This is a genomic window from Rhizobium sp. 1399 (assembly GCF_031455475.1).
In the GTDB taxonomy this organism is placed as follows: domain Bacteria; phylum Pseudomonadota; class Alphaproteobacteria; order Rhizobiales; family Rhizobiaceae; genus Rhizobium.
This window is the reverse complement of the sequence record NZ_JAVDSU010000002.1, coordinates 995,784-1,016,157: the sequence shown is the minus strand read 5'-3', so window position 1 is coordinate 1,016,157 and position 20,374 is coordinate 995,784. Positions and strand designations below refer to the sequence as shown.

General features: G+C 59.7%; 21 protein-coding genes. 11 read left to right on the top strand and 10 right to left on the bottom strand.

All coding sequences use genetic code 11. The annotated features are described in order from the left end of the window. Positions 1-226 precede the first annotated feature (226 nt). Positions 227-1,294 (top strand): porin, encoded by a 1,068-nt coding sequence (locus J2X71_RS10770; RefSeq protein ID WP_310382056.1) that lies wholly within the window; start codon positions 227-229, stop codon positions 1,292-1,294. Between the two features lie 385 nt (positions 1,295-1,679). On the opposite strand, the gene J2X71_RS10765 is transcribed toward J2X71_RS10770, so the two are convergent. The 3 genes from J2X71_RS10765 to J2X71_RS10755 form a co-directional block, all read right to left on the bottom strand. Then, positions 1,680-1,880, bottom strand: coding sequence for a hypothetical protein (locus J2X71_RS10765; RefSeq protein WP_310382194.1), 201 nt, complete (start codon positions 1,878-1,880; stop codon positions 1,680-1,682). After that, a complete protein-coding gene (locus J2X71_RS10760) occupies positions 1,792-2,055 on the bottom strand; it encodes a DoxX family protein (RefSeq protein WP_310382055.1) in 264 nt (87 codons plus the stop codon). Before J2X71_RS10760 ends, J2X71_RS10765 begins: the two co-directional genes overlap by 89 nt. A gap of 174 nt (positions 2,056-2,229) precedes the next feature. Beyond that, a complete protein-coding gene (locus J2X71_RS10755) occupies positions 2,230-2,937 on the bottom strand; it encodes a GntR family transcriptional regulator (RefSeq protein WP_310382188.1) in 708 nt (235 codons plus the stop codon). Positions 2,938-3,243: 306 nt separating this feature from the next. Here J2X71_RS10755 and J2X71_RS10750 point away from each other — a divergent pair, with 306 nt between their 5' ends. The 8 genes from J2X71_RS10750 to J2X71_RS10715 are packed head-to-tail and all read left to right on the top strand — an operon-like array spanning position 3,244 to position 10,774. Further along, on the top strand, positions 3,244-4,371 hold the full coding sequence (locus J2X71_RS10750; protein ID WP_310382053.1) for a BMP family ABC transporter substrate-binding protein: 1,128 nt from the start codon (positions 3,244-3,246) through the stop codon (positions 4,369-4,371). Between the two features lie 20 nt (positions 4,372-4,391). Continuing rightward, positions 4,392-5,522 carry an ABC transporter permease gene (locus J2X71_RS10745; protein ID WP_310382051.1) on the top strand — a complete coding sequence of 377 codons (1,131 nt, stop codon included), beginning with the start codon at positions 4,392-4,394 and terminating at the stop codon, positions 5,520-5,522. Next, a complete protein-coding gene (locus tag J2X71_RS10740; protein ID WP_310382049.1) occupies positions 5,522-6,448 on the top strand; it encodes an ABC transporter permease in 927 nt (308 codons plus the stop codon). The genes J2X71_RS10745 and J2X71_RS10740 overlap by 1 nt, the downstream gene beginning before the upstream one ends. A 34-nt stretch (positions 6,449-6,482) precedes the next feature. After that, entirely contained in the window at positions 6,483-7,499 is a 1,017-nt protein-coding gene (locus J2X71_RS10735) for a formamidase (protein ID WP_310382047.1), read from the top strand. 12 nt (positions 7,500-7,511) lie between these two features. Further along, positions 7,512-8,213, top strand: coding sequence for an isochorismatase family cysteine hydrolase (locus J2X71_RS10730; protein ID WP_310382045.1), 702 nt, complete (start codon positions 7,512-7,514; stop codon positions 8,211-8,213). Beyond that, positions 8,210-9,760: an ABC transporter ATP-binding protein gene (locus J2X71_RS10725; RefSeq protein ID WP_310382044.1), complete on the top strand. Its 1,551-nt coding sequence runs from the start codon at positions 8,210-8,212 to the stop codon at positions 9,758-9,760. Before J2X71_RS10730 ends, J2X71_RS10725 begins: the two co-directional genes overlap by 4 nt. Next, on the top strand, positions 9,760-10,428 hold the full coding sequence (locus tag J2X71_RS10720; protein WP_310382042.1) for a cysteine hydrolase: 669 nt from the start codon (positions 9,760-9,762) through the stop codon (positions 10,426-10,428). The genes J2X71_RS10725 and J2X71_RS10720 overlap by 1 nt, the downstream gene beginning before the upstream one ends. Next, the gene (locus J2X71_RS10715; RefSeq protein ID WP_007826658.1) at positions 10,421-10,774 is read left to right on the top strand and encodes a cupin domain-containing protein; all 354 of its coding nucleotides are present in this window, start codon (positions 10,421-10,423) and stop codon (positions 10,772-10,774) included. The genes J2X71_RS10720 and J2X71_RS10715 overlap by 8 nt, the downstream gene beginning before the upstream one ends. A 77-nt stretch (positions 10,775-10,851) precedes the next feature. On the opposite strand, the gene J2X71_RS10710 is transcribed toward J2X71_RS10715, so the two are convergent. From J2X71_RS10710 to J2X71_RS10695, 4 genes are read right to left on the bottom strand one after another with little or no spacing between them, the layout of a single operon-like run. Continuing rightward, a complete protein-coding gene (locus tag J2X71_RS10710) occupies positions 10,852-11,850 on the bottom strand; it encodes a TRAP transporter substrate-binding protein (RefSeq protein WP_310382038.1) in 999 nt (332 codons plus the stop codon). Positions 11,851-11,867: 17 nt separating this feature from the next. Continuing rightward, complete coding sequence (locus tag J2X71_RS10705; protein WP_310382037.1) at positions 11,868-13,697, bottom strand: TRAP transporter large permease subunit; 1,830 nt, start codon at positions 13,695-13,697, stop codon at positions 11,868-11,870. A 24-nt stretch (positions 13,698-13,721) separates the two neighbouring features. After that, positions 13,722-14,852, bottom strand: a complete 1,131-nt coding sequence (locus J2X71_RS10700; RefSeq protein WP_310382036.1) for an LLM class flavin-dependent oxidoreductase — start codon at positions 14,850-14,852, stop codon at positions 13,722-13,724. Between the two features lie 10 nt (positions 14,853-14,862). Next, positions 14,863-15,708 (bottom strand): ABC transporter substrate-binding protein, encoded by an 846-nt coding sequence (locus J2X71_RS10695; protein ID WP_310382035.1) that lies wholly within the window; start codon positions 15,706-15,708, stop codon positions 14,863-14,865. Between the two features lie 213 nt (positions 15,709-15,921). Here J2X71_RS10695 and J2X71_RS10690 point away from each other — a divergent pair, with 213 nt between their 5' ends. Next, positions 15,922-16,287 carry a metalloregulator ArsR/SmtB family transcription factor gene (locus J2X71_RS10690; protein ID WP_310382034.1) on the top strand — a complete coding sequence of 122 codons (366 nt, stop codon included), beginning with the start codon at positions 15,922-15,924 and terminating at the stop codon, positions 16,285-16,287. A gap of 8 nt (positions 16,288-16,295) precedes the next feature. After that, positions 16,296-16,940, top strand: coding sequence for a glutathione S-transferase N-terminal domain-containing protein (locus J2X71_RS10685; RefSeq protein ID WP_310382032.1), 645 nt, complete (start codon positions 16,296-16,298; stop codon positions 16,938-16,940). A 26-nt stretch (positions 16,941-16,966) separates the two neighbouring features. Here J2X71_RS10685 and J2X71_RS10680 read toward each other — a convergent pair whose 3' ends face one another. From J2X71_RS10680 to J2X71_RS10670, 3 genes are all read right to left on the bottom strand, one after another. Next, a complete protein-coding gene (locus J2X71_RS10680) occupies positions 16,967-17,398 on the bottom strand; it encodes a hypothetical protein (RefSeq protein WP_310382030.1) in 432 nt (143 codons plus the stop codon). A gap of 122 nt (positions 17,399-17,520) precedes the next feature. Continuing rightward, positions 17,521-19,086 (bottom strand): SpoVR family protein, encoded by a 1,566-nt coding sequence (locus J2X71_RS10675; protein ID WP_310382028.1) that lies wholly within the window; start codon positions 19,084-19,086, stop codon positions 17,521-17,523. Next, positions 19,083-20,360, bottom strand: coding sequence for a YeaH/YhbH family protein (locus tag J2X71_RS10670; RefSeq protein WP_310382027.1), 1,278 nt, complete (start codon positions 20,358-20,360; stop codon positions 19,083-19,085). Before J2X71_RS10670 ends, J2X71_RS10675 begins: the two co-directional genes overlap by 4 nt. Positions 20,361-20,374: the final 14 nt, after the last annotated feature.

The window sequence follows — 20,374 nt, the reverse complement described above, 5'->3', positions numbered from 1 at the left end:
AGCAATATTTCGCCTTTCTATTTTACCTCTCGTTAATACCCGCGCAAGGACTGTTGTACATCTGTCACACACATCAAGGTTTAGTTAGAATTCTCTACAAAATGAGAGCTTTCGTTGTTGAGCCCGCCCCCCTTTCGGTTATTTTAGGTCTTACCGAATTGATCGGGTTTTATCAGAGGGGACGTTCTTTCGTGGAACGCACTCGAACTTAGGAGATTGGCTTTCCATGAACATTCGTATGATGTTGCTTGGTTCTGCAGCTGCCCTCATCGCTGCACCGGCATTCGCAGCAGACGCAATCGTCGCTGCCGAGCCGGAACCGGTTGAATACGTTCGCGTCTGCGACGCCTACGGCACCGGCTACTTCTACATCCCCGGCACGGAAACCTGCCTGAAGATCGAAGGTTATATCCGTTTCCAGGTTAACGTCGGCGAAAACGTTGGCGGCGACAACGACTCTGACTGGGATGCTGTAACCCGTGGTCAGGTTCAGTTCACGGCCAAGAGCGACACCGAATACGGTCCGCTCACCGGCGTGATCGTTCTCCAGGCCAACGCTGACAACGCGACGAACCAGGAAACGATCCTCGACTCCGCCTACCTCGACATCGCGGGCTTCCGCGCTGGTCTCTTCTACTCCTGGTGGGACGATGGTCTCTCCGGCGAAACGGACGACATCGGTTCCGTCGTAACGCTGCATAACTCGATCCGTTATCAGTACGAAACCGGCACCTTCTACGCCGGCATCAGCGTCGACGAGCTGGAAGACGGCATCTACCAGGGTGACGTGGATCCCGTCACCGGCGACCTCGTTGCCAATGACGGTCCGAACAATGTCGGCGTTGCCTTCGGCATCGGTGGCACGGCTGGTGCCTTCAGCTACCAGATCACTGGCGGCTGGGACTTCGACAACGAAGATGGCGCTATCCGCGCTATGGGTACGGCTGAACTCGGCCCGGGCACGCTTGGCCTCGCTGTTGTCTACTCCAGCGGCCCGAACTCCTACTACTCGACGGCTGAATGGGCAGTTGCTGCCGAATACGCCATCAAGGCTACCGACAAGCTGAAGATCACCCCTGGTGTTCAGTACTACGGCAACTACATCGGCGGTGCCGACCCATTCGACACCGTTCCGGATAGCTTCGACGGTACCGGCGATGCCTGGAAGGCCGGTCTGACGGTTGACTACCAGATCGTCGACAACTTCTACGCCAAGGCTTCGGTTCAGTACCTGGATCCGGAAGATGGCGACGACTCCACGACCGGTTACTTCCGTCTGCAGCGCTCGTTCTAATTTGAACATTGAAGACCCCGGGATCGTATCTCGGGGTTTTTCATCACAGGCTTCTGGTTTGGTGACCTCCAATTCAGAAGAAAGAGGTCGGTCCGGTTCCCTGCTGGATCGGCCTCACCCATCGATACAGAAATCCACTCCTGTAGATGGTTCTGGCTCGCCCTCATCCGAGGGCGAGCTTTTTACTTGACGGGACTGGGTTGTCCGACGGCCGGGGGTCTTTGTCGGCGGCTGAGGGTCTGAAGAACCAGCCGCCGGTTTCCTTCGAGAGAGAATTGCAGCCGGTAACGTAACAGTCGCTCTGGTCGCAGATCGCGCGCCTGTCCTGGCCAGGGACAGAGCGATTGCCGCCGCTTTCGTACTCCGGTGCGAGATCGCTACGCGCTCAGACCATATTCAGCGGTATCAACTGGCGCAGTCTTGGGTCGCGCAGATACAGGCCACCCCAGGCAGCAACGCCGAGAAGAAGGCTGACGATCTGGGGAGGCGTAAAAAACTCACCCAGGCGGAAGTGCGTGCAGATAGCACCGCCGAGAAAACCGGTCACCAGTATCGCACCAAGGAAGGCTGTTTTTTGGAACAGCATAAAGGATCGCGCAGATCGCAATGATAACGCCGAGCGCTGGAGCGAGATTGACAGGAAAACCGGTTGCTTCCATTTCCGCCCTTATGAAATCCGGTGCAAAAAGGTTGGTGGCCGCATCGGCAAGAAGCAGAACAACAACTGCCGCTGACAGAATTCGCCCAATCCAGATCGACATTATCACTGCCTCTTCAATTGCCGGTCTCAGTCCGGCTTATGGTGTGGTCTGGATGTTGTCCATTCGGCATCAACCTCCCAATCGGAGATTTGGTCCTCCGCGTTCGGTGACGTCTGCAGTTCCAAACGTTACGCTCATGATTGTCGCCTACGCAGTCGGCGCCATCCGTGGCAACTATTTCTCTCTCGCCGAGGCAAAAACGACGCTGGCATCACTGACGATTTCTACATGCGAATAAGCTGCTTTTGCAGCGGCTACGCCATCTGCGCGCATGATCGCAGTCACGATCATGTCGTGCTCGTCATAGGATTTCGCAAGCCGACCCGGCAGCCGGAACTGCGCCCTGCGGAAAGGTGCGAGCCGGGCCCGACTCTGGGTTACCAGTTCATAGATATGCTCGTTATGCGCACCGCGATAGAGCCGGGTGTGGAACTCTGTATTGTGAACAGCATAGTCCTCTTCCGCACCCTGATGCACGAGGCGAGCGGAAGCGCGATGTTCGATTTCCAGCATGCGCCGCTCGTCAACCGTCATCCGCTCGGCGGCTAGACGCGCGCAGACACCTTCGAGCTCCGCCATCGCCTCGAACATCGAATGCAGATAGGTTTCGGTCACGTTGGTGACGACAGCGCTGCGGTTTGGCTCCCGATCGACGAGCCCCATTGCGCCGAGTTCGCGAAGCGCCTCGCGCACTGGCGTGCGCGACACTTCGAAACGGGCCGCAAGCGAGATCTCGTCAAGCTTGTCGCCCGGCAGAATCCGCCCGGTCACGATCATATCGGCAATTGCCCGCACCATCTGTTCGACGGTCGTTCCTGCCCGGATGATCTCTCTGCGCCTGACCTGCTTCAAGGAATGATTCTGTCCGTTAACTGCATGCATACACATGCATTGCTGACGTCCCAAAGTCAAATACAGCAGCAAATCATTGTTTTAATAAAGAAAAGCAATAGCCGATGCGTTAAGATGCAGAACATGAAAGCATCTGACGCCGAAATTAGCTAATTTTATTGTCTCTGCATAGTTTTTAATCTTACGTTGCTAAAAATTGCATACACTTTTCTGCAGCGTTTTGCAGGGGCCCTAACATTTCCAATGTATTCAATGGAATAAAATCTGGCACGGTCATTGCATACACTTTTCCGTAATCGATTGAACCGGCAAAACTGCCGCAAGAGGAGCATTCTGATGACCAAACTCCTTTCCATGAACCGCCGCCATTTCCTTCAGGCTTCTGCCGCTACCGCCCTGGTCGGCGCAGCTCCCGGCTTCCTCTCCTCGCCTGCACTTGCGCAGACGGCGCTGACCGTTGGCTTCATCTATGTCGGCCCGAAGGATGACTATGGCTATAACCAGTCGCACGCCGAGGGCGCTGCAGTCGTCAAGGCGCTACAGGGCATTACTGTCGTCGAAGAAGAAAATGTGCCGGAGACCGTCGACGTCCAGAAAACGATGGAATCGATGATCAATCTCGATGGCGCGACCCTGCTGTTCCCGACCTCCTTCGGCTATTTCGACCCGCATATGCTGGCGATGGCCGCCAAATATCCCGATATCCAGTTCCGCCATTGCGGCGGCCTCTGGCAGGAAGGAAAGAACCCGGCCAATACCGGTTCCTATTTCGGCTATATCTTCCAAGGCCAGTACCTGAACGGCATTGCCGCTGGCCATGCGACGAAGAGCAAGAAGATCGGCTTTGTTGCCGCCAAACCGATCCCGCAGGTTCTGCAGAACATCAACGCTTTCCTGCTCGGCGCGCGCACGGTCGATCCGACCATCACCTGCCAGGTGATCTTCACCGGTGAGTGGTCACTCGCCGTCAAGGAAGCAGAAGCCACCAATGCGCTGGTAGATCAGGGCGCCGACGTTATCACTTGCCATGTCGACAGCCCGAAGGTCGTCGTCGAGACGGCCGCCGGCCGCGGCGCCTTTGTCTGCGGTTATCACGCCAACCAGAGCCCGCTTGCTCCCGAAAAGTACCTCACTGGTGCGGAATGGGCCTGGGGCAATGTCTACAGCGATTTCGTCAAGAAGGCACAGGCCGGCGAAAAGCTCGGCAATTTCGTCCGCGGTGGCCTGAAAGACGGTTTCGTCAAGATGAGCGCACTCGGACCCGGTGTTTCCGAGGCGGGCCGCAAGGCTTTCGAAGCCACCCACGCCGAGATGATGAAGGGCGGCTTCTCGGTCTTCAAGGGTCCACTGAAGGACAATAAGGGCAATTCCGTCGTGACCGCCGACAAGAGCTACGCCGAAGACGCGATCGAGCTCGAGAGCATGAATTATCTGGTCGAGGGCGTCGTCGGGTCCACGGCGTAAACCGAAAAGGGAGAAGCGCCATGACTGTCCAGGCCAACGATCCCGCAATCTCAGTCGCTTCCGAAAAGCCGGCGTCGCTGCGCCCCTTCCTCGAATGGATCGCGCGACATGCCGAACCTGTTGTCATCGGCCTTGCGGCCATCCTGATCGGTCTTGCGCTCTTCTCCTTGTTCATCCTGGCGATTGGCAGATCGCCGGCGATGCTCTTCCAGCTCATGTATACCGGCGGCTTCGGCAGCTGGTTTTCGGTGCAGAACAGCCTAAGCCGTGCCGCACCCCTTCTCCTGACGGCACTTTGCGTCGCCCTGCCCGCCCGCCTCGGCCTCGTCATCATCGGCGGGGAAGGAGCGGTCGTGCTGGGCGGCGTTGCCGCCGCGGCCATGGCCATGCCGCTTGCAGGCCCCGCGCCTGTTTTCCTGACCCTCATTCTCATGGGCATTGCCGCCATGGTGGTCGGCGGTATCTGGATCGGCCTAGCCGGCTTCCTGCGCCACTATCGCGGCGTCAACGAGACGATCTCGTCGCTGCTGCTGTCCTATATCGCCATCGCCCTGATGAACCAGTTCGTCGAAGGGCCGCTGCGTGATCCTGCCAGCCTCAACAAACCTTCGACCACGCCGCTGCCGCCAGAATATATGCTCGGCAACATCCCGGGCATGGACGTGCATTGGGGTCTCGTGATCGGCATCGTCGCCTGTATCCTCTCCTGGATCCTGATCGAGGTGACGAGCTACGGCTTTGCGGCCCGCATCGCCGGCGGCAATGTACGCGCCGCCCAGATCCAAGGTCTTCCGGTCGGCAGGCTGATCGTCGGCTTCACCGCGATCGCCGGCAGTTTTGCAGGCCTCGCCGGCATGGTCGAGGTCGCCGCCGTCCAGGGCAGCGCCAATGCATCGCTTGCCGCAGGTTACGGTTACACCGGCATCCTCGTCGCCTTCCTCGCCCGGCACAATCCGCTGGCGATCATTCCGGTCGCGATCCTGCTCGGCGGCATCGATGCCTCGGGCGGCCTCATCCAGCGCCGCATGGGCCTGCCGGATGCCACCGTTCTGGTGCTGCAGGGCACGCTCTTCATCGTCATTCTCTTCTGCGAGACCTTCTACGGCCGCTTCAAGATCTTCAATCCCGACCTCTGGAAAAGGAGCCTCTGATGGAAGAGACAGGTATCGGCATATGGGGCGTGCCCCTCGGCATCCTCGCAGGCGCCATCCGCGTTTCCACGCCCTTCATTTTCGTCAGCCTCGGCGAGACCATCACCGAACGCTCCGGCCGCATCAATCTCGGCCTTGAAGGCACGCTGGTCTTCGGTGCCATGACGGCCTACGCCGTTGCCGTCATGAGCAATTCGCCCTGGCTCGGCGTGCTGGCGGCCATGGCGACGGGTGGGGTCTTCGGCCTCGTGCATGGCTGGATCTGCAAATGGCCTAAGGTCAACGATATCGCGATCGGCATCGCCATGATGCAGTTCGGGCTCGGTCTTGCCTTCTTTCTCGGTAAGCCGTTCATCCAGCCGGCCGCGCCGCACCTGCCTGCAATCCCCTTGGGTTTCTGGTCCAGCATGCCCCAGATCCAGGCGGCGCTGAATATCAATGTACTCTTCCTGCTTGGCGCGGCACTCGCCTTCATACTCTGGTGGGCCTTCAAGAACACCCGTGTCGGCCTGGTCCTGCGCGTCGTCGGCGACAGCACTGATGCCGCACGCGCCATGGGCATCAATCCGGATCGCGTACGTCTGTTGGCAACGGCCGTCGGCGGTTCGCTGGCGGCAATCGGCGGCGCCTATCTATCGCTCTATTATCCCGGCTCCTGGAACGAGGGCATTTCTTCTGGCCAGGGCCTGATGGCCGTCGCACTCGTCATCTTCGCCCGCTGGAACCCGATCGGCTGCTTCCTCGCTGCCCTGCTCTTCGGCGGCGCTGGCGCGCTAGGGCCGGCACTGCAATCGGTCGGCGTCACACAGGGTTACTACCTTTTTTATGCCGCCCCCTACGTGCTGACGCTGGTTATCATGATCGCGACGTCCTCGCCGACACGTTCGCTCGCCGGTGCACCCGGCGCGCTTTCCCTGACGAAATAAGCCCGAGAGAAATAAGCATGAAAGGAGCCAAGCCATGAATGGTCTCGGCGGATTGAACAAGTCGGAACATGGCGTCGGCATCGGCCTTGTGCAGCTGCAGCTTCCTGTCACCATCACAAGGGAAGATCTCGCCCGCCAGACGCAGCTGATCGTCGATCTCGTCGGCAAGGCGCGGCGCAACCAGCCGGGCATGGATCTGGTCGTCTTTCCGGAATATGCCCTGCACGGCCTGTCGATGGATATCAATCCCGAGATCATGTGCACGCTCGACGGGCCGGAGGTCGCAGCCTTCAAGAAGACCTGCAGGGAGAACGCGATCTGGGGCTGCTTCTCGATCATGGAGCTAAACCCGGATGGTATGCCCTATAATTCCGGTATCATCATCGACGACAAGGGCGAGCTGAAGCTCTATTACCGCAAGATGCATCCCTGGGTGCCTGTCGAACCCTGGGAGCCCGGCAACTTCGCCGTTCCCGTCATCGACGGGCCGAAAGGCGCCAAGCTCGCGCTCATCATCTGCCATGATGGCATGTTTCCCGAGATGGCGCGCGAATGCGCGTATAAGGGTGCGGAAATCATGATCCGCACGGCCGGCTACACGGCCCCGATACGCGAAAGCTGGAAATTCACCAACCAGTCGAACGCCTTCTGCAATCTCATGGTCACGGCCAGCGTCTGCATGTGCGGCTCGGACGGTACCTTCGATTCGATGGGCGAAGGCATGATCTGCAATTTCGACGGCTCGATCATCGCCCACGGCACATCCGGCCGCGTCAACGAGATCATCACCGCCGAAATCCGCCCCGATCTCGTGCGCGAAGCCCGCCTCGGCTGGGGCGTCGAAAACAACATCTATCAGTTCGGCCATCGCGGCTATGTCGCTGTTTCCGGTGGCGCTGATGATGCACCCTATACCTACATGCACGATCTTATCGCCGGCAAATACCGCCTCCCTTGGGAGGATCAGGTGAAGGTCACGGACGGCACATCCTGCGGCTTCGACAAGCCGACGCGCCGTTACGGCGAAACATTCAAACTCGCGGGTGAATAGGAGAAGAAGACGATGGACGCCATGGTCGAAACCAAAGGACATTATATCGACGCCGATCCCTATGCCTGGCCCTATAATGGCGCCCTGCGGCCGGACAATACCGCGCTCATCATCATCGACATGCAGACGGATTTCTGTGGCAAGGGCGGCTATGTCGACCACATGGGCTACGACCTGTCGCTGGTGCAGGCGCCGATTGAGCCGATCCAGAAGGTGCTCGCCGCCATGCGCGCCAAGGGCTACCACATCATCCACACCCGCGAGGGCCACCGCCCTGATCTCGCCGATCTGCCGGCCAACAAGCGCTGGCGCTCACAGCGCATCGGCGCTGGTATCGGCGATCCAGGCCCGTGCGGGCGCATTCTGACCCGAGGCGAACCCGGCTGGGACATCATTCCGGAACTCTACCCGATCGAAGGCGAGACGATCATCGACAAGCCCGGCAAGGGTTCTTTCTGCGCCACCGATCTGGAACTGATCCTCAACCAGAAGCGCATCGAGAATATCATCCTGACCGGCATCACCACCGACGTCTGCGTCTCCACCACCATGCGCGAGGCAAATGACCGCGGCTATGAATGCCTGCTTCTGGAAGACTGCTGCGGCGCGACTGATTACGGAAACCACCTCGCTGCCATCAAGATGGTGAAGATGCAGGGCGGCGTCTTCGGCTCAGTCTCCAATTCTGAAACGCTTGTGAGCCAACTCCCATGAGTACGGTCCGCGACACCTCTCTTCCGCAGGCCGGCAAGGCTGTCGGCATCGACACGATCGACATGACGATGCGCTTCGGCAGCTTCACCGCACTCGACCATGTGTCGATCAAGGTGCCCTCGGGCAGCTTCCACGCGTTGCTCGGCGAGAACGGCGCCGGCAAATCGACCCTCGTCAAATGCATCATGGGCTTCTACCATGCCACATCAGGCGCGCTTTCCGTCGATGGCCGCGAAGTGGCGATCGCTTCGCCGAAGGATGCGGCAACCTATGGGCTCGGCATGGTCTACCAGCACTTCACGCTGGTCCCTTCGCTGACGGGTGCGGAAAACCTCGTCATCAGCCGCGCAGAAGTGCCCGCCATCATCAACTGGGCGAAGGAGCGCAAGGATCTTGCGGCCTTCATGGAGCGCATGCCCTTCAAGATCCCGCTCGACCGGCCGGTGAGCGAACTTGCCGCCGGCGAGAAACAGAAGTTAGAGATCGTCAAGCAGCTCTATCTTGGCCGCTCCTTCCTGGTGCTTGACGAGCCGACCTCGGTGCTGACGCCTGCCGAAGCCGACGAGATGCTCGGCCTCGTGCGTGGCATGACCGAACGAGGCGAGCTGACCGTGCTGATGATCTCCCACAAATTTCACGAAGTCACGAAATTCGCCGATGCCGTCTCCATCCTACGGCGCGGCAAGCTCGTCGGCACCGGCAAGGTTGGCGAGCTTTCCGCCGCCGACATGGCAGCGATGATGATTGGTGACATCAAACTGGCCGAACTCGACACCCGCGTTCCGATTTCCGACAATGCAAGGCCGGTGCTGACGGTCGAGCAGGTCAAGGCGCCGGACCGTTCAGGCCTCAAGACCATCGAGATCGACAATCTCACTGTTCGCTCCGGCGAGATCGTCGGCATTGCCGGCATATCGGGCAATGGCCAGAAGGAACTGACGGAAATCCTCGCCGGCCAGCGGCCGACCGATACCGGCCGCGTCAGTGTCAAAGGCGAGACCTATGGCGCGACGCGCCCGGAGACCCGCAGGAACAATGTCCGATTCATCCCTGAGGAACCGCTGCAAAATGCCTGCGCGCCGCGCATGACGGTTAGCGAAAACCTCGCCTTCCGCACCTTCGATCTGAAGGCGGATGGCAAGGATGCGATCTGGCTGAACAAGGGCAAGATGAAGAAACGCGCCACCGACCTGATCTTCGATTTTAAAGTCAAGACGGCCTCCTCCTCCTCACCGATCGCAGCGCTTTCGGGTGGCAACGTGCAGCGCGCCGTACTCGCCCGTGAACTGACCGGCGAAGTGGATCTACTGATCGTTTCCAACCCCTGTTTCGGCCTCGATTTCTCGGCCGTTGCGGAGATCCGTGCCCGCATCATGAAAGCCCGCAATTCCGGTACGGCCGTGTTGCTGCTCTCGGAAGACCTCGATGAGCTGCTCGAAATGTCCGACCGCATCATGGTGATTTCCGAAGGCAAGCTGGTTTACGAAACACCCGCGCGTTCGGCCGATATCGGCGTCATCGGCGGCCACATGGCGGGGCATCACTGATGGTTGAGATCAAGGCAGAACCCTTTGCCTTTCCGGCGAAACATGACCGGCTCGCCCTCATCGTCATCGACATGCAGCGCGATTTCGCTGAACCCGGCGGCTTCGGCGCAAGCCTTGGCAACGATGTCAGCCGCATCACCAGGATCGTGCCCGACGTCAAACGACTCATCCAAGGCTTTCGCAATGCCGGCCTGCCGGTGATCCACACGATGGAATGTCACAGGTCCGACCTTTCGGACCTGCCGCCGGCAAAACGCGACCGCGGCAACCCGACGCTCCGGATCGGTGATGAAGGGCCGATGGGCCGCATCCTCATCTCGGGAGAACCCGGCACAGCGATCCTGCCGGAACTTGCGCCACTCAAGGGCGAAGTGGTGATCGAAAAGCCTGGCAAGGGCGCCTTCTACGCCACCGAGCTCGGCGACGTGCTGCAGCGGAAGGGCATCAGGCAGCTCGTCTTTGCCGGCGTCACGACCGAAGTCTGCGTTCAGACGACCATGCGCGAGGCGAACGACCGCGGCTATGAATGCCTGCTCGCCGAGGAGGCGACGGAAAGTTACTTTCCCGAATTCAAGGCGGCTGCCATCGCCATGATCCGCGCCCAGGGCGCGATCATCGGCTGGACGGCGCATGTTGACGACATCCTGGAGAGCATCGCCCATGCCTGAGACTACCCGCGAACTCCTAACTTCAGATGGCTGGAAGACACTTGAATTCGGCCCCTTCCGCGATGAAGTGACGATCCATTGGATCCGTCCTTTCGACGGTGACCAGCCGGGCGTAGCGCTGTTGAAATATGAGGCCGGCGCCAGCGTTCCCCGCCATCGGCATGAAGGACTGGAAACCATTCTCGTCCTCGACGGTGTGCAATCGGATGAAGCGGGCGACTACGGCCGCGGCAGCTATATCGTCAATGCGCCGGGCACCGAACATTCGGTCTGGAGCGATACCGGTTGCGTGGTGTTGATCCAGTGGGACAGGCCGGTGAAAATACTGGGAGAGGAAGCAGCGTAAATTCGGCAGCACCTGCTTCGTCAACCTAACGACTGAGCGAGGCTGGCTGACAGGCCAGCCTCGCGTTCAGAGCTTTCTCAAGCCGATTGGACGGCCTTGATGCGGTCAAGGCCACCAACGACAGAGGCGAAATCGTCCCAGACGCCCTGTGCACCCTTCTGCCATTCATCGAAGGCTTCGGGCTTCAGCAGCTTGCCGCCGTTCTTCAGCGAGATTTCGACCGATGCGACCTCGTCACCGACGATCAGCTGGTTGAAGTAGGCAGCACCTTCCGTGGAGGCCTGCTGGAAGACGGCCTTCTGCTCGTCGTTCAGACCGCCCCAGAAGGTCGACGAATAATAGATGATGCCCGACGCCCAGATATGGCCGGTCTCGGTCATGTAGGGCACGACTTCATAGAGCTTGAAGCCGGCATAGGCCGATTTGGTGAGGTCCATCGCGTCAGCAACTCCGGTTGCCAGCGCATTATAGGTCTCGGTGATCGGGATGCCGATCGGCGTCGTGCCGAAAGCGCTCCAGAGCTTGGTGTGCAGCGGGCTCTGGATGACGCGGATGCGCTTGCCCTTCAGTTGTTCCGGGCGCGTCACCGGCTCCTTGGTGAGCAGATGACGGGCGCCGTAATTGATGAAGTCGCCGACGACGAAATTCTGCGCCTGCAGCTTGCCCTTCAGATCGGCGCCGACTTCCCCGCTGACGGTGCGGCGCACATGATCGGCATCGCGGAACAGGAAGGGAAGGTCGAGGATCTGCAGTTCCGGCGCCCAGCCGGAGAGCGAAGAGACCGTCGACAGGCTGGCATGGATGGAGCCTAAGCGAACACCTTCCGCCACTTCCTTTTCGCCGCCGAGCGCACCGCTCTTGACGATGTTGAACTTGAACTGGCCCGGCAGCTTGGCCTCGACCAGCTCGCTGATCTTTACCCAGATCTTCGTCTCCGGCTTATCGTCGCCGAGCAGCGAGGCGATCGTGATCGTCGTCGTGCGGGCAGCCGCCGTGCGAACGAAGGCCGGGGCGGCAAGGGCAGTGCCGGCAAGCGCGGCGGTCTTCAGGAAATTGCGTCGGTTGAGATTGTCCATGAATGAGGTCCTGTCCGTTAGAAGATAATCGCCCAGGCGCAAAGGATTGCGAGGGAGACGAGAAGGGCAAGCAGATAGGGAACGACCGCCTTGAAGAGGGCGGAAGCTGGAATGCGGGTCACGCCGCTGACGACGAAGATCAGCATGCCGAGCGGCGGCGTCAGGCCGTGGATCATCAGGTTGACGACGATGATGACGCCGAAATGAATGGGATCGATGCCTGCGGCGACGGCGGCCGGCAACAGGATCGGGCCGAAGAGCAGGATCGCCGCGCCGATGTCGAGAACGAGGCCAACGACCAGTAGGATGATGTTGGACAGCAGGATGACGGCGAGCGCACTGCCGCCAAGCACCGTCGTCAGGTGTGAGATCAGGCCCGAGACATCGTCGACCGCAAGCAGGAAGGCAAAGGGTCCGGCTGTGCCGATTAGCAGGCCGATCGCGGCGGCCTCGACAGCCGCCTGCCGGAAGGCCGTGTAAAGCGAGAGGATGCCAAGCCGTGCACCGATGCCAAGCAAGAAGGTGTAGAAGGCGGCAAGGGCCGCGGCCTCCGTCGTCGTGACGATGCCGATGCGGATGCCGACCACGACGATGACGCCGAGACCGAAAGCCGGAATTGCCTGGACGGCCGACTGCCAGCGCTGCACAGATGTGGCTCGGGGCAGCGGCGCCTGATTGCGGACCGTCAGATGGATAGCGACCGCAAGGCAGATCGCCATCAGACCACCGGCAAAGAAGCCCCCGACCAGCAGGGAGCCAACCGAAAGATTGGTGGCGGTTGCCAGGATCAGGAAGGCGATCGACGGCGGGATGACATTGTCTAGAACCGAGGTCGCCGCGATGATCGCTGCGGCCTTTGCCGGCGGATAACCGTGGCGGACGAGCTCCGGCTGGAAGGTGGACGCACCGAAGGCGGCATTAGCAACCGAGGAGCCGGATGCACCGGAAAAGAGCACGCTGGTGAGCAGCGTCGTCTGGGCGAGACCGGCACGGCGATGGCCGACCATGGCGGCGGCAAAGCGTACGAGCTGGTTGGCAACGCCCGATGCCGTCAGCAGACCGCCAGCAAGCAGGAAGAAGGGGATGGCAAGCAGCAGGAATTTCGAAATGCCCGTGACGGTCGAAGAGACGATCGCCGGCTCCGGCAGGCTGCTGCCGAAGGCAATCACGACATAGGCAGCCGCCAGGAAAGCATGCGGTAGCGGCGCGGCAAGTACGAGGCCGATCGCGGCAATCAGGCCGAGGAAGATGCTGGGTGGCCAGTCGAGTTCGACAGAGACAAAGGGAATGCCGGCATAGAGAGCCATGCCAATTACGAGGGAGAGCAGGACCGGCCAAGCCTTTCCTTCGGCGATGCGCTGCAGCAGAAGAACGACGAGGATCAGCGCGCCGCCGGCGCCGAGAAAGCCGAATCGGATCCATTCCGGCACGCCGAGCGTCGGAGAGACGCCGCCGAGCATGGTCATGATCTCGCTGCCGCCGAAGCTCAGGATCAGGCCGGACAGCACGGTAAAGACGTCTGCCGCAACCTGCGTTGCCGGATGAAGGCGCTCTGGCAACATCTTGACGAAGACGTCAAGGCGCATGGCGAGCGCACTGTTGAGGCTGAGCGGCGCGCCGAGCGCGATCAGCAACACATGCAACCAGATACCGAGATCCTCGACGCCGATGAAGCCAGCCGCGAAGAAATAGCGCATACAGACCGTAACCAGCACCATGAAGAGCAGCACGGCAAGCACGGACGCAGCGGCTACGCCGAGTACGGCTTCGGTCGTCTTCAGGATGCGGGCTGCAAGCCCATTACCTGTCGTCTCCTGTTCGGCTGGGTGGAATTCGCTTGCTGCCACAGAACTTGCTTTCTTGCCGGAGGGTCAGGCGCTCTTGACGGTGGAAAGGTCACGATCGAAGAGCGTCGACCAGGTGTAGTTGCGCGCCTTCGACACTTCCCTGCTGACATCAAGACGCGGCAGAACCTTTTCGCCGAAACGATAGGCTTCCTCAAGCAGCGGCATGCCGGAAAGAATAAAGGTTTCGACGCCGGCCCTCTGATAGGCCTCCAGCGTGCGCAGCACTGTATCGGGCGAGCCGACAATCGCCGTGCCGGGACCGGGCCGTACCAGGCCGATGCCGGCCCAGAGATTGGGAGCGACTTCAAGATCGCGCAGGTTGTCCGGCTTCAGGCCACCATGCAGCGCCGTCATGCGCTGCTGGCCGACAGAATCGCTGCGGGCAACGAAGCGTTGGTTGGCGGCAATTGCCGCCTCATCCATGCGGCCATAGAGATCAGCGGCGGCTTCCCACGCCTTTTCGTCGGTATCACGCACGATCACATAAAGGCGGATGCCATATTCGAGCTCACGTTCGTATTGGGCGGCACGCGCCTTCACGGCGTCGACCTTGCCCTTGATCTGCTCCGGCGTTTCACCCCAGGAAAGGTAGGTATCGACGTGCTTTGCCGCGACATCGAGCGCCTTGTCGGAGGAGCCGCCGAACCAGAGCGGCGGCGAGGCGATGCTTTCGCCGACAGGCAGGGCGAGCTTGGCGCCGTCGGTGGAGAAATACTTGCCCTGATAGGTGACACTTTCACCGGCGAAGAGTCGATGCCAGACCTGTAGATATTCGTCCGCCATGTCGTAGCGCTCATCATGTGGTAGCATCATCCCATAGGCGCCGAGCATCTTGGCATCGCCTGAGACGACGTTGATCAGCAGACGTCCACGCGCAAATTCCTGGAAGGTTGCTGCCATCTTGGCCAGCAGCGTCGGCGCGACGAGCCCGGGATGGATGGCGACGAGGAAACGCAGCCGTTCGGTATAGGAAAGCAGCGCGCTTGCCAGCACCCAGACATCGTGAGCGCCGGTCGCAAAGAGTGCGCCTGTGTAACCCAGATGATCGTAAGCCTGGGCGAGTTGCTTGTAATAACCGTAATCGACCTGACGCGAGCCTTCCGGCTGCCACGGATAGGCGCCGTCAGGAGCACACATATACCAGAAGACGTTCATTCCCGGCTCCTCACTTCGTCGCTTCCAGCGGTCCGCCAATGGCGACCGCGCAATCAAAATGGCCATGGAGGAAGAGCGTGTCGGCTTCCTCCTGCTGCTCGGCCAGCACTGCTGCATCGATCGGCACGACCGAGAAATCGCGTGCGCGTACCACCCTCTCCCAGGCCTCGGCGTCGATACCGCTACGGTCGTTTTCCGCCAGAAGGTGAGCTGCCCTTACCGGATCGGTGGCGATCTCACTGCCGACACGGGCAAGCTCCGAGGCAATGCCGGCAATTTCTCTGGGGGAAAGTCCGATGCGCGCGAGGCTCCAGAAGAGCGACCGGTTGGGGATGGTGGCGCCACATCGGACGATGAGACGGAGGTCCGTCCGCTCGATCGCCTTCTCCAGCCGCGGCGACATGGCGACCCAGGCATCAACCCTGCCCTCCAGCAGCTCCGTCAGGGAATCCCGCGTGCCGCTTTCGATGCGCTCGACGTCACCAAGCGCAAGATCCTCGCCCTCCAGGCTGCGAGCGAGCAGATAGGTGTGAAACGAACCATCGATCAGCAAGATTTTTCGGCCGGCAAGATCAGCTACCGAGCCGATATCACTGTCGGCGCGCACGAAGATCGCGCCATTGGCTGGCCGCGGTGCCGATGCGGCGACATATTCGACATGAAGGCCACGCGCATCCGCCTCGATTGGCGGCGTCGAGCCGGTTCCGCCGACATGGATCGCGCCGCTTTCCAGCAGAGAGGCTGTGTCCCGGCCTTCACCATAGGGAACGAAGATTGGATTGAGCCCGGCAAAGGCACCCGGCCATACGCTGGCGAGCCGCAAGTGGAGATTGTTGGGATGGACGCCGATTCTCATCTTCATTCCGGTCGGGATTGTCACTGCCATCAATTTACTTTTTTATAAATTGAAAGCGAGAAAAGTCCTCCTGCAGACCGCGGGAAATCAGATCAAAAAGCCTATTAAATCTACCGATAATAAAATCTTTTATAGCAAATGCGTCCCAAAGCGGCTGAGCATTGAAATTTCCGAGCACTCACTTTACTTTTTTGTAGAACAAGAGAGATGACCATGACCAAACCCGTATCATCAAGGGTCTGCCGCAGTGTCGGCGAGGCGAGTGAACTTCTGAAGCTGGTCGCCAATGCGAACCGGCTGGCAATTGTCTGTTATCTGATGGAAACGGAAGCATCGGTGTCCGCTCTGGAAGACGAACTCGGCATCCGCCAACCGACGCTTTCCCAACAGCTTGCGGAGTTGCGCGAAGCAAACGTCATCGAAGGGCGCCGTGACGGCAAGGCGATCGTCTACCGCGTGGTCGATCCGAGGATTAAAACCATCGTCCACGCGTTGCGGGACATGTTCTCCGGCCTCGACGACGTCACCGGCCGTTTCGGCATGGCAAAGCTGCCGGTCGATGAAGTGATGTTCGACTGACCGCTCCTATGATCGACTTCTATACCTGGATCACGCCGAACGGCCTGAAGATATCGATCGCGCTCGAGGAATTCGGGCTTCCCTATAAAACCCACACGATCGATATCACCAAAGGTGATCAGTTTTCCGCCGACTTTGTGACGATCAATCCGGGCAGCAAAATCCCAGCCATCGTCGACCACGAAACCGGTACTACACTCGCCGAATCCGGGGCCATTCTTCTCTATCTCGCCGAAAAGACAGGACGGTTCCTGCCGCGTGAAGGTGCTGCCCGCCATCACACGATCGAATGGCTGATGTGGCAGATGGGCGGCTTCGGGCCGACGCTCGGCCATGCCCATCATTTCCTGACCTACAACGAAGGTCGCGCGCCCTTCGCCGAAGAGCTTTTCCGCAAGGATACAATAAGGCTCTATGAAACACTTGATGCAAGACTTGAAGGCCGGGAGTACCTTGTCGGCGACTATTCCATCGCCGACATGGCCGTCTGGCCCTGGGTTTCGCGCTTCGTGCGCCACAAGATCGACCTAAACGACTTCCCGAATGTCCGCCGCTGGTATCTGCAGCTTGCCGCCCGGCCGCAGGTGAAGCGCGGCTACGAAGTGCCACATTTCACCACCCCGGTTCCGGTTCCGCTGCCGCCAGGTGTCTAAGCATTGGGTTCGGATAGGCAGTCGGCCTATCGCGTAAACATCAGCCGCATGCGCGCCAGAATGCCCCTCATGCCCGGTATGGAGGTCGCTCTCAGATGGCGGGCGACGACACCCGCATCGACCCGTGCTCCGAAATGGCAGGAGCAGACGAGCCCGTGCAGTTGCCGATCGTTAAGATCGAAGAAGCTCTGGGCGTCCCCATAAGTATCGCCTTCGAGACCCGCGGCACGCAGAACCGGATCGTCATAGGCTACGGATATGGGTGACCCGGTGATCCTCATCAGTATCCGCTGGTCGCGGGGTAGATATTCGGTTTCCCGAAGGGTAACGAGCGAACGCGCAGGATCGACTTCCAGAAGCTCAGCCCACCGGTCCAACCGCTCGGCGCGAGACAGTTGTGGCGTGGTACGGCTGACCCTGGCTATAGCCTTAAGCTGATCGACTGCGTATTGTTCCATGACGGCCTCCTATTTGGAAAAATAGACTGCACGCCCCCTCGGAAAGGTTGATCCCAACTACGCTGCCTGTCCAATCACGTTTGAAGAATCGTGTCTCTTAAATGCAGGCAGAATCCCGCCACTCAGGCGAATTCGCTCTGTCGCGAAAATGTCCGCGGATGGGCGACGTGCTTCCGGACGACACTCTCCTTGCTGTCGAGTTCTTCCAGCAGAACGTCATAGCTCCAGAGATCGGCAAGGTGCTGCAGGACGAGCTTCAGATCCTCCTCTTCCAGGAACTCGTCATTGGCGGCTCGGTGCTGCAACAGCAATCTACGGTCACCTGCGAGATCGACGTCGACGATCTCAATCGCGGGATCGGTATGGCCAATATCGTAGCCGCGGGAAAGTTGCCGGCGGATACGCCGATAACCGCGCTCGTCATGGATCGCGGAAACCAGGATACCCTCCTGAATCTCCGGGTCGTCATGGAGCTGGAACATGCGCCAGCGCCGCATGAGGCTCGGGCTCAGGAACTGGCTGACGAAACTCTCGTCGCGGTAGTTGGCCCAGATATCACGCAGAACCGCCATCGGATCGCCCCGTCCGGCGATGTCAGGAAACCAGTCGCGGTCTTCGCCAGTCGGCTCCGTCACGATGCGCTCGATATCCTGCATCATCGCAAAGCCCAACGCATAGGGATTGAAGCCGGAGAACCGCCGATCATCGTACATCGGCTGGAACACGACATTGGTGTGCGATTTCAGAAACTCGAAATAGTTGCCGTCGCTGAGCTGCCCGCGCTCGTGCAGGCGCTGCATGATGTTGTAATGGACGTAGGTGGCGGTCCCCTCGTTCATCACCTTGGTCTGGCGCTGGGGATGAAAATACTGGGCGACGTGGCGCACGATGCGCAAGATCTCTCGCTGCCAGGAATGCAGCCGGGGCGCGGATTTTTCGAGGAAGTAAAGGATATTGTCCTGCGGCAAACCGAGTGCGGCACGCCGGTGCTCGAGATCGCGATCGGACTTGTTGCGCTTGAGGCCGACAGGCACGGTGCGCCAGAGATCGTTGAAAATCTTCTCCTCGTGCGCACGGCGCTCCTGCAGCCGCTTTTCTTCCTGCCGGAGGTCGACCGTCGTCTTGCCGGCATAGCGGTGCACACCGTGCGACATCAGCGCATGTGCGGCATCGAGTGTGCGTTCGACGGCCACTTCGCCATATCGTTCTTCGCAACGGGAGATGTAGCTCTTGGCGAAGTCGAGATAATCGAGGATGCCTTCGGCGTCGGTCCAGAGCTTGAACAGATAGTTGTTCTTGAAGAAGTGGTTGTGGCCGAAGGCAGCATGCGCAATGACCAGCGTCTGCATGGTCGCCGTGTTCTCCTCCATGAGATAGGAGATACAGGGCGAACTGTTGATGACGATCTCATAGGCGAGGTCGCGCATCCCGCGGCGGTAGAAGGCTTCGTGATGGGCAAAATGCTTCCCGAAGGACCAGTGGCGATAGAACAGCGGCATGCCTGTCGAGGAATACGCATCGAGCATCTGCTCCGATGTAATGACCTCGATCTGGTTCGGATAGACATCGAGCCCCAGTTCCCCAAGCGCAATGTCCTCGCAGGCATCATGAATGCGTTGCAGGGTCGGAAAATCCCAGTCAGCCCCTTCAAACAGAAGCTTTTCCTTATGCCGCGTGCTGGTCTTCATGGCGTAGCCCCTGCCTTGGCAGCCTTCTTCTGAAACAGGTCATGGAAAACAGGGAATATCTCGTTCCTGCGGCAGACCTTGCGCATGGCAAGAGGCAGTGCTGCGGAGCGGATCTCCTGATAGAGCGTCCAGAGCGGTGACCTCGACATTGAGGAATCCCCGTCTTCCTCACCGACTTCGATATAGGCAAAGTACTGGCAAACCGGCAGGATTTCCTGCTGTAGCAACTGGCCGGTCAGAGCGCCGTCGGAATAGGAATTGTCGCCATCGGAAGCCTGCGCGGCATAGATGTTCCACTCCGTCGGATCGAAGCGCGCGGCAACGATCGAGCGCATGACCGCCAGCGCACTGGAAACCAGCGTGCCACCTGTCGCCGGGCTATAGAAGAAAGTCTCCTCATCGACTTCCTCCGCCTTTTCAGTATGGCGGATGAAGACGATCTCCACCTTCTCATAACGCTGCGACAGGAAGAGATAGAGGAGCAGGTAGAAACGCTTGGCGAGATCCTTCATATGCTCGCTCATGGAACCGGACACGTCCATGAGGCAGAACATCACCGCCTTGACGACAGGCTTCGGTGTGTTTTCAAAGCGCCGGTAGCGGACGTCGAGCGGGTCGATATAGGGGATGCGCTTGCTCTTGAGCGTCAAGGTCCTCAGCCTGTCTTCAAGAACAAGGCGCTCTTCCGCATTGTCGCATTCGTCGATCTGCTTCTGAAGTGCCTCTATGTCCTCTACCTTCGGGCGATGAAGCGCCAGGCGCCGCATCATGGCAAGGCGTGTCGTGCGCCCGACGGCGATGTTGGAGGGAGAGCCGGAGACAGAAAAACCGGCCCTTTGCGGCGTCACTTCCTCGGTCTCGCTCAATCGGCGCTTGGCGAGGTCAGGCAATTCCAGATCTTCGAGGAAGATATTGAGGAACTCCTCCCGGGTCAGGACGAAGCGGAAGCCGTCTTCGCCGTCGCCCTCCCCCGCCTCGGACGAACGGCCTCCGCCCGATGCCGGCGGACGCTTGATGAAATCACCCTCGACGAATTTCTGATTGCCGGGAAGGATACGATCCTGAATTCCTCCTCCGCCCCGGTGAAGGCCCGGTTCGGCCATGCCGCCGATCGGAAGAGTGACCTCACCGCCATCAAGCACATCGCGGATGGAGCGGTTTTGCAAAGATCGTTTAACCGCTTGTTCTACGGCGTCCTTGGCACGCCGTAGAAACCGTTGTCTATTTTCTAAACTTTTACCGCGCGGATTGAGCCGCCGGTCAATGATGTGCATGTTTGCTCCTAATG